This is a genomic window from Pusillimonas sp., assembly GCF_044464525.1.
Lineage (GTDB): Bacteria > Pseudomonadota > Gammaproteobacteria > Burkholderiales > Burkholderiaceae_B > Pusillimonas.
In genome coordinates this window covers 186,173-193,250 of the sequence record NZ_JBIQLE010000003.1, presented here as the reverse complement: position 1 = coordinate 193,250, position 7,078 = coordinate 186,173, and the positions used below count along the sequence as shown (strand labels likewise).

6 protein-coding genes are annotated in these 7,078 nt (G+C 60.8%); 4 read left to right on the top strand and 2 right to left on the bottom strand.

Translation table 11 applies throughout. The features are described from left to right. A partial coding sequence (gene argJ / locus ACIY1O_RS03210; RefSeq protein ID WP_397473630.1) for a bifunctional glutamate N-acetyltransferase/amino-acid acetyltransferase ArgJ occupies positions 1–966 on the bottom strand: 966 nt, incomplete at its 3' end. 158 nt (positions 967–1,124) lie between these two features. Beyond that, a complete protein-coding gene (locus tag ACIY1O_RS03205) occupies positions 1,125–1,613 on the bottom strand; it encodes a MarR family winged helix-turn-helix transcriptional regulator (protein ID WP_397473636.1) in 489 nt (162 codons plus the stop codon). Positions 1,614–1,862: 249 nt separating this feature from the next. Between ACIY1O_RS03205 and ACIY1O_RS03200 the strand changes: the two genes are divergently transcribed. From ACIY1O_RS03200 to ACIY1O_RS03185, 4 genes are read left to right on the top strand one after another with little or no spacing between them, the layout of a single operon-like run. Then, complete coding sequence (locus ACIY1O_RS03200; protein ID WP_397473629.1) at positions 1,863–4,202, top strand: bifunctional salicylyl-CoA 5-hydroxylase/oxidoreductase; 2,340 nt, start codon at positions 1,863–1,865, stop codon at positions 4,200–4,202. Further along, on the top strand, positions 4,199–4,981 hold the full coding sequence (locus ACIY1O_RS03195) for an SDR family NAD(P)-dependent oxidoreductase (RefSeq protein WP_397473628.1): 783 nt from the start codon (positions 4,199–4,201) through the stop codon (positions 4,979–4,981). Before ACIY1O_RS03200 ends, ACIY1O_RS03195 begins: the two co-directional genes overlap by 4 nt. A gap of 48 nt (positions 4,982–5,029) precedes the next feature. Beyond that, the gene (locus tag ACIY1O_RS03190; RefSeq protein WP_397473627.1) at positions 5,030–5,881 is read left to right on the top strand and encodes an enoyl-CoA hydratase family protein; all 852 of its coding nucleotides are present in this window, start codon (positions 5,030–5,032) and stop codon (positions 5,879–5,881) included. After that, on the top strand, positions 5,881–7,053 hold the full coding sequence (locus ACIY1O_RS03185) for an acyl-CoA dehydrogenase family protein (protein ID WP_397473626.1): 1,173 nt from the start codon (positions 5,881–5,883) through the stop codon (positions 7,051–7,053). The genes ACIY1O_RS03190 and ACIY1O_RS03185 overlap by 1 nt, the downstream gene beginning before the upstream one ends. Positions 7,054–7,078 lie beyond the last annotated feature (25 nt).

Genomic DNA, 7,078 nt, shown 5'->3' with positions numbered 1-7,078 from the left:
CAGGTTGGGGTCGGACGCGTAGAAGGCCGTTTTCACCAATGGAGAATGGGCGACTGCATAGGCCACCTGAAGCGCCTCGGCGCTATGGGCCGCTTCATCGACCTGTATGGTCATGAACTTGGTGGCGCCTTCGGCGTCGCGTACGATTTTCTGCGCAAGCTCCAAGGCTGAGGCGGCGAGCGCATCGTACAAAGCCTGATAGTGGGGCGAAGAGACAGAGTCGACGCTGAGGTCGCCGCGTCCCGTGGCAATGGTGATGAACGAGTCGTTGGTGGAAGTGTCGCCGTCAACGGTGATGCGATTGAAAGAGCGGTCGGCGATGCTGCGCGTCATGTCAGCGAGCAAATTCGCCGGAACAGCGGCGTCGGTGGCCAGGAAGCCCAGCATGGTGGCCATGTTGGGCCGGATCATGCCGGCGCCTTTGCTTATGCCCGTGATCGAAACCTCATGGTCGCCGATGCGCAGGCGTTGCGAGGATACCTTCGGCTGGGTGTCGGTGGTCATGATGCTGTATGCGGCCGGCAGCCAATTGGCCTTGTCGAGGCCCTTGATTGCCGCGGGAAGCGCCGCCACCAGTCGATCAACCGGCAGGGGTTCAAGTATGACGCCGGTGGAAAAGGGTAGTATCTGCTCGGCTTGCAACCCCAGTAGCGAAGCGGCTCTATTGCAGGTTTCCAGGGTTGCGTCCATGCCGCTTTGTCCCGTGCCCGCGTTGGCGTTGCCGGTATTGATGACCAAGGCGCGTATATCGCTGCCGCCCGCCAAGTGGCTTTCGCATACCTGCACAGGGGCGGCGCGGAAACGATTTTGTGTAAAGACGCCCGCCACCGCGGAACCCTGCGTCAAACGGAACACGGTCAGGTCTTTATGCCGGGCCTTGCGGATGCCGGCTTCGGCGATGCCGATATCGACCCCGTCGATGGGATGAATTTCTGATTCGGATGGGGTGATCAGGTTGACGGCCATGGAGCAGCTCGATAAAGAAAGTTGAGCGCCGCTTTGCGCCTGAATGCAGGCGTCTATTGGGCGCAGGGCGTCAGTTTACTTGAAGCCGGGCGGGGCGGAAGCAGCTGTTGCCCATGTTTGAAAAGGGCGCAGCCGGCGCCTTTTTGCAGGGCCCCGCTTCAGGCGCGCGGCATGAGCCGGGTTTGGGCGACGAGCTTGAGTTCGCCCAAAGCCTCGAAGAGGCCTTTTCGGCTTTTTTCGGACAGGCCCGAGAAAAGGTCTTGAATCCATTGCTCGTGCGAATTGGCCATGTGCTTGAAGGCGCGCCTGCCTTTGGGCGTAAGCTTGATCAGAGAGCTGCGCCGGTCGGTGAGCACTTTGTTGCGCTGAACCATTCCTTCTTTCTCGAGCTGATCGGTGATGCCGGTGATGTTTCCGTTGGTGACCATCATGTGGCGTGACAGCTCGCTCATTTTCATGCCCTCGGGGGCGCGCTGTAATTGAGCCATGAGGTCGAAACGAGGCAAAGTGGTTTCGTATTCGGTGCGCAAGCGGCCCCGGATGTCGCCCTCGATGAGATTGCAGCAAGTAAGCAAACGAAGCCATAGGCGCAAATCGTCGTGATCCTCGGGGCCGGTGAGGGTCTCGAGATCGGGGGTTTCTTCAATTGCGGCCGACGAAGCGGAGATATCGTTCATGTGGTTACAGCCAAGCCATTGACGAGGGGTTTAGTTTAATCTTCAACTAACATGATAACTGTAAACATCTGAAAAAGCAGTCATTGCCGCTCCTGTGGGAAAAACCTATTGCACACAGGATTTTTTGGCGATATAGTTTAAGCCTAAACTAAATTCGATTTGTGGCGTGGGCCGGCAATCGGGCCTATCGCTTCCCGTAGACACACACACGGAGCTAGCATGAAAATAGTATGTATCGGCGGCGGGCCCGCAGGCTTGTATTTCGGCTTGTTGATGAAGCTCAGCGATCCACGTCACGAAATCACAGTCATTGAGCGAAATAAACCTTACGACACCTTTGGCTGGGGCGTGGTGTTTTCAGACGCTACTCTTGGTAATTTGCGCGAAGCCGATCCGGTTTCCGCAGAGCAGATCAGCGAGGCGTTCAATCATTGGGACGATATTGAAATCCACTACCGCGATCAAAGCGTACGTAGCGGCGGTCATGGCTTTATCGGCATCGGGCGCAAGAAGCTGCTCAACATCCTGCAGGCGCGATGCGAAGAGGTCGGCGTCAAACTTGTTTTTGAAACTGACGTTGCCGACGACCAGGAAATCGCCCAAAAATACGAAGCCGACCTGGTTATCGCTTCGGACGGCTTGAACAGCCGCATACGCACGCGCTACGAAGATACCTACAAACCAGATATCGACACGCGGCAGTGCCGTTTCGTCTGGCTGGGCACCGAGAAGAAATTCGATGCTTTCACCTTCGCCTTCGTGAACACCGAACACGGCTGGTTCCAGGCGCATGTCTACCAATTCGAACCCGGCATGTCGACCTTCATTGTCGAAACCCTGGATGAAACCTGGCAGGCCGCCGGCCTTGACACCATGAGCCAGGAAGAAGGCATTGCTTATTGCGAAAAGCTGTTCGCCCCATGGCTTGACGGCAACCCCCTGGTCAGCAACGCCACGCACTTGCGTGGTTCGGCCATCTGGATCCGCTTCCCACGCGTTATTTGCGATACCTGGGTGCACTACCAAACTTTGCCCGACGGGCGCAACGTTCCCATCGTGCTGATGGGCGACGCCGCGCACACGGCTCACTTTTCCATCGGGTCGGGCACCAAGCTGGCGCTTGAAGATGCGATCGAACTGAACCGTTCGCTCATCGCCCAGAACCTCGACCTCAAAGCCGGACTGGATCATTATCAAGAGGTCCGCAGCGTCGAAGTCTTGAAAATACAAAACGCGGCCCGAAACTCCACCGAATGGTTCGAGAACGTCGCGCGCTACGCCGAATTCGAACCTGAGCAGTTCAGCTATTCGCTGCTGACCCGCTCGCAGCGCATTTCGCACGAGAACCTGCGTTTGCGCGATCCCAAGTGGCTAGAAGGTTACGAGCGCTGGCTTGCCGACAAGGCCGGCGCCAGTTCGCTTTCCGAACGCCCGGTGCCGCCCATGCTGACACCCTTCACGGCGCGCGACATCACGCTTGCCAATCGCATCGTCGTATCGCCCATGGCCATGTACTCGTGCGTCGAGGGCGTGCCCGGCGACTTCCACCTGGTTCATCTGGGCTCGCGCGCCATGGGCGGCGCCGGCCTGGTCATGGTCGAAATGACATGTGTCTCACCCGAAGGGCGCATCACCCCGGGGTGCCCCGGCCTCTGGAACGACGAACAGGCGGCTGCGTTCAAGCGCATCGTCGACTTCGTCCACGAAAATACCCAGGCCAAGATCGGCATGCAGATCGGTCATGCCGGCCGCAAGGGCTCCACCAAAGTAAGCTGGGAAGGCACCGACATGCCGCTCGATTCCGGCAACTGGCCGCTGGTGTCGGCATCCGCCATTCCTTACATTGAAGGCATCTCACAGGTGCCCCAGGCCATGACGCGCGAGCAAATGGACCAAGTACGCGACGAGCACGTCGCCGCCACGCGCCGCGCCGCGGCAGCCGGGTTCGACTGGCTCGAGATGCACTGCGCTCATGGTTATCTGCTGTCCAGCTTCGTTTCGCCGCTTACCAACCAGCGCGACGACGACTACGGCGGCTCGCTTGAAAACCGTATGCGCTATCCGCTGGAGGTCTTCCGCGCCATGCGCGAGGCGTGGCCCCAGAACCTGCCCATGTCGGTGCGTATCTCGGCTCACGACTGGGTTGAGGGCGGCATCACGCCCGACGACGCGGTCGAGATCGCACGCATGTTCAAGGCGGCGGGCGCCGACATGATCGACTGCTCTTCCGGCCAGGTCAGCAAGGACGAGCAGCCAGTCTATGGCCGCATGTATCAAACGCCTTTCTCCGATCGGGTCCGCAACGAAGCCGGCATCCCCACCATCGCAGTGGGCGCCATCTTCGAAGCCGACCACGTCAACAGCATCATCGCCTCGGGTCGCGCCGACTTGTGCGCGCTGGCTCGTCCGCACCTGGCGGACGCCGCCTGGACTTTGCGCGAAGCGGCCCACATCGGCTACACCGACATCAGCTGGCCCAAGCAGTACTTCCCTGCGAAGAAGCAGCTTGAAACCAACTTCGAGCGCGCAGCGGCCTACGCCGAGCAGGTGGGGGCATGAGCCCCCAAAGCTCAGAGCGCCATGCCCTGGTAACCGGCGCGTCGCGCGGCATTGGGCTGGCTGTTGCGCGCCGGCTGCTGGGGCAGGGCGCGCGCGTCACTCTCATGGGACGCGGCGAGGCTTCGCTGCAAAAAGCATGTGAAGAGCTCGACGCGGGCGATCGAGTCGGGTTCGTCACGGGTGATATCTCGCAACGCGCCGACGTGCGGGCGGCCTTCGACGAGGCCCGGCAGCGTTTCGGTCTGATCAGCATTCTCGTCAACAATGCGGGCCAGGCCGTCAGCGAGCGTTTCGACAGGCTTGAAGAGGAAGACTGGAGCCAGATGCTCGCAGTCAATCTTACCGGCACGTTTCACTGCATTCAGGCCGCGCTGCCCGATATGGTTTCGGCGCAATGGGGCCGCATCGTCAATGTGGCCAGTACGGCGGGGTTGTCAGGGTATGCCTACGTCTCCGCCTATTGCGCGGCCAAGCACGGCGTCATTGGCCTGACTCGTTCGCTTGCTCTCGAGGTTGCACGCAAGGGGATCACCGTCAATGCGGTGTGTCCCGGTTATACCGAAACCGAAATCGTGCGCGAGGCAGTCGAAAACATCATGAATAAAACCGGCATGTCCGCCGACGAAGCCAAGGCCAAACTGGCCGAGGCCAATCCCCAGGGCCGCCTCGTGCAGCCCGAGCAAGTGGCTGACGCGGTGGCCTGGCTTTGCCAGATCGGCGCATCGGCCGTCAATGGTCAATCCATCCCCGTCGACGGGGGCGAGGTAATGGTCGGTTAGTGGAACGCCTGGCGATCACGAACCCACCGCATAAGGAGCATCAAAGCAATGGAAAATACAGAGCACACCATGGCGCACCACACAGGTCCCCTGGCGGGCTATCAGGCCAAAAACTTCCTGTGGTCGGTGTCTGACGACGGCAAAGTGGCCACCATCACCCTGAATCGTGCCGAGCGCAAGAACCCTCTTACTTTTGATTCCTACGCCGAGTTGCGCGACTTGTTCCGCAAGCTGAGCTACGCCAGCGACATCAAGACCGTAGTCATCACTGGCGCGGGCGGAAACTTCTGCTCAGGCGGGGATGTTCACGAGATCATTGGGCCGCTCACCAAAATGAGCATGCCCCAATTGCTCGAGTTCACCCGCATGACCGGAGACCTGGTCAAGGCCATGCGCAATTGTCCCCAGCCCATCGTGGCTGCGGTCGACGGGGTTTGCGCCGGCGCCGGCGCCATCCTGGCCATGGCTTCTGATCTTCGCCTGGGCAGCCCCGAAACCCGAACCGCGTTCTTGTTTGCCCGCGTGGGCCTGGCAGGCGCAGACATGGGGGCGTGCGCCATTCTGCCGCGCATCATCGGCCAGGGCCGTGCGTCCGAACTGTTCTACACCGGTCGTGCCATGTCAGCGGACGAAGGCCTGGCTTGGGGTTTCTTCAACGCCCTGCACCCGTCCGAGTCGCTGCTTGAAGCGGCGCAAACGATGGCCGGCCGTATTGCTTCGGGCCCCACTTTTGCTCACAGCATGACCAAGAAAGCCATGCACCAAGAGTGGAGCATGGGCGTTGACGAAGCCATCGAGGCCGAGGCGCAGGCACAGGCGATTTGCATGCAGACGGCCGACTTCCGCCGCGCATACGAAGCGTTCGTGGCTAAGCAGAAACCCGTTTTTGAGGGCGATTGATGAAAGACACCACCTGGCTCGACTGGCCTTTCTTCGACGAGCGTCATCCCGAGATGGCTCACGAGCTTGATGCTTGGTGCCGGCAGGCGCTCGCCGACGTCGATCATTCCGACACCGACAGCGCTTGCAGGCATTTGGTCAAGGCTTTGGGCCAGGCGGGGTGGCTGCGCGTGGCCGTGCCTCAGGGTCCAGAGGGTTCCTGGGGAGGCCGTTGGCCGCAGATCGATTCGCGCGCGGTATGCATCATGCGTGAAACGCTTGCGCGCCACGACGGCTTGGCCGACTTCGCCTTTGCCATGCAGGGCCTGGGCAGCGGCGCCATTTCCATCGCAGGCAGTGATGAATTGCGCCAGCGCTATCTGCCCCGGGTCGCGTCGGGCGAAGCCATTGCCGCGTTCGCGTTGTCCGAGCCCGACGCCGGTTCGGACGTCGCCGCCATGTCGTGCGAGGCTGTGCTCGACGGCGACAGCTACGTCATCAATGGCGAAAAGACCTGGATCTCCAACGGCGGCATAGCCGATTTTTATACCTTGTTCGTTCGCACGGGCGAGGCGCCGGGCGCGCGCGGCATCACGGCCTTTGTGGTCGATGCCGACACGCCGGGGCTCGAGATCGCCGAACGTATCGATGTTATCGCTCCCCATCCCCTGGCTCGGCTGCGGTTCAATCAGTGCCGTGTACCGGTGTCGCAGCGTTTGGGCGACCCGGGCCAGGGCTTCAAGATCGCCATGATGACGCTGGACATCTTCCGCGCCTCGGTGGCGGCGGCCGCTTTGGGGTTTGCGCGGCGCGCGCTGCAAGAAGGGCTCGGCCGCGCCAAGTCACGGCGCATGTTCGGCCAAACCTTGGCAGATCTTCAGCTTACCCAGGCTGCTTTGGGTGACATGGCCACCGAAATCGACGCTGCCGCCCTGCTTACCTATCGCGCCGCATGGTTGCGCGATGTAAAAGGCGTACGCACCACCCGCGAAGCCGCGATGGCCAAGATGGCGGCCACTGAATCCGCCCAGCGGGTCATCGACCGGGCATTGCAAATGTTCGGCGGCGCAGGTGTGATGTCAGGCATGCCCGTCGAGAAACTTTATCGAGAAATCCGCGCATTGCGCATCTATGAAGGCGCTACCGAAGTGCAGCGTCTCATCATAGCCCGGGAACTGCTCAAGGACGACTGACGCCCGGCCGATCAACCAGGAGACA

Coding starts and splice junctions, on each gene's coding strand:
- ACIY1O_RS03190 (WP_397473627.1), top strand. CDS start 5,030: ATGGAAAATACAGAGCACACCATGGCGCACCACACAGGTCCCCTGGCG.
- ACIY1O_RS03185 (WP_397473626.1), top strand. CDS start 5,881: ATGAAAGACACCACCTGGCTCGACTGGCCTTTCTTCGACGAGCGTCAT.
- ACIY1O_RS03195 (WP_397473628.1), top strand. CDS start 4,199: ATGAGCCCCCAAAGCTCAGAGCGCCATGCCCTGGTAACCGGCGCGTCG.
- ACIY1O_RS03200 (WP_397473629.1), top strand. CDS start 1,863: ATGAAAATAGTATGTATCGGCGGCGGGCCCGCAGGCTTGTATTTCGGC.